The sequence below is a fragment of the Burkholderia sp. IMCC1007 genome (genome assembly GCF_027257875.1).
GTDB lineage: Bacteria > Pseudomonadota > Gammaproteobacteria > Burkholderiales > Burkholderiaceae > Burkholderia.
The window spans coordinates 1-2,105 of record NZ_JAPVQY010000132.1; the positions used below are offsets into that span (position 1 = coordinate 1).

General features: G+C 62.2%; 1 protein-coding gene and 1 pseudogene. Both read left to right on the forward strand.

Annotated elements, in window-relative coordinates; genetic code table 11:
- A partial coding sequence (locus O1Q03_RS39880; protein WP_269511628.1) for a type VI secretion system Vgr family protein occupies positions 1-1,680 on the forward strand: 1,680 nt, incomplete at its 5' end.
- 16 nt (positions 1,681-1,696) lie between these two features.
- A pseudogene (locus O1Q03_RS39885) lies at positions 1,697-2,105 on the forward strand (peptidoglycan DD-metalloendopeptidase family protein); the annotation flags it as partial.

Sequence of the window (2,105 nt, forward strand, 5' to 3'; positions counted from 1 at the left end):
CGCATCACCAACGAACACTTGCCGCGCGAGTATTGCGTACAAGCCGGTGACACCGACTACGATTTCGTTGAACGCATCTTGCGCGAGGAAGGCTTCCTCTATGCGTTCCAGCATCGCGTCGACGGTCATCGCCTGATTCATAGCGACCGCTTGTTCATCCTGGAGCGGCTGACGGGCGAGCCGGTGCTGTACAACCCCACGCCGGGCGGTGATCGGCCGCAGCCCAGCCTGCATACCTTCGCTTATACCGAGAATGTGCGCACCGCGCGTCAGGTGCAGCGCGACTACACGTTCAAGAATCCACGCTTCAATCACGAGTATCCGCGCGACGGCACCGATCTCGATCATCAAGGTCGCGGCTACACGCGCTACGACTACCCGGGCCGCTACAAGCACGAAGGCAGCGGCAACGCGTTCACCCAGGACCGTCTGCGTGGCCACCGGCGCGATGCGCGTATCGCACGTGTGAGCGGCGATGACGCGCGCCTGCAACCGGGCATCGCGTTCGAACTTACCGGCCATCCGCGCGACGACATGAACCGGAGTTGGCGCCCGGTCAATATGGTCCATCACGGCAAGCAGTTCACGAGCCAGGCCGAGGACAGTGCCGACGCGCAGCACGGCACCCACTACCGCTACGAGGCGGTGCTGGTGCCCGACGACACCGAATGGCGCGCCGAGCCGCTGCCGCGCCCGCGTATCGACGGCCCGCAGTCGGCCACCGTGGTCGGACCGGAAGGCGAAGAGATCTACACCGATCAATATGGCCGCGTGAAAGTGCAGTTCCCATGGGATCGTCAGGGCCGATACGACGAACACAGTTCGTGCTGGATTCAGGTCGCGCAGAACTGGGCGGGTGCGCTGTGGGGGCATATGGCGATCCCGGGCATCGGACAAGAAGTCATCGTCGGCTACCTGGATGGCGACGTGGACCAGCCGTTCATCCTGGGGAGGGCATACAACCGCCTGCAATTGCCGCCGTACGAGTTACCCAGGCACAAGACGCGAATGACGATCAAGAGTCAGACGCACAAGGGAGACGGGTTCAACGAACTGCGCTTCGAGGATGAGGCCGGGCAGGAGGAAATCTACGTTCACGCGCAGCGTGACCAGAACATCCACGTCAACCACGACGAAACCACCTTCGTCGGCAATGACCGCAGCGAGCAGGTCGAGCACGACGAGACAATCGTCATCGGCAACGAGCGGAAGGAAACCGTGGGCGGCGACGAGCAGGTCACGATCGGCCAGGATCGTCGGCATGACATTGGCGAGGACGACTTCCTGACGATCGGTCGCAACCACACGATCACGACCGGCAAGGATCGCACCGAAGAGGTGGGCAACCACCGGCGTGACAAGACCGCGGCCAACCATACGGTGGACATCGGCGGGCACCTAAAGCAGCACGTCCAAGGTCATGTCGAAGTGGAGGCGGGACAGGCCATGACCACACGTATCAAGGTGATCGAGCTACAGGCAGGCGACGCGTTCCGCCTGCGTGCTCCGGGCGGCACCATGACGCTGGACGATAGTGGCATCACCTTCAGCGCCGTGCAGACGCAATTCAAAGGTCCCATGACCGGCGGCGGTGCCGGTCGTGGCAATCCCTTCAGCATCGAAGGCGATCCGCTGCGCGGTCAGCCCATCGATCCCACTGACCTACCGTTCTCCGAATAGTCGCCTGGAACCTCCCATGCTTATCAGCTTCCCCTTTTTGAGCACGCCCCAACCGAAGACAGATGACGACCGGAACGACGGCACCTTCGGCCTGGGCGAAAAGAGCGGTAAAGGTGGCTTCCCCGTTAGCTACCAGTTCGGCTGGCATGGCGGCGTGCATTTGGTTGCGCCGGGCGGTGACAAAAATCCCGAACCCGTACGCGCGATCGCAGATGGCGAAGTCGTATTCGCGCGCGCCTGCACACCCCAGCCGAAACAGGCCCCCACCGAGCAAGAGCGCGACGCCTATCCGTTGTTTTACTACGCCGGCTGGACCAGCAATGGCGTGGTGATTCTCAAGCACCAGACTGAAATCGGCGAAGGCGTCGAGGTCGTCTTCTATTCGATCTATCAGCACCTGAAAACCGTGGCGAACAAAACGGGCA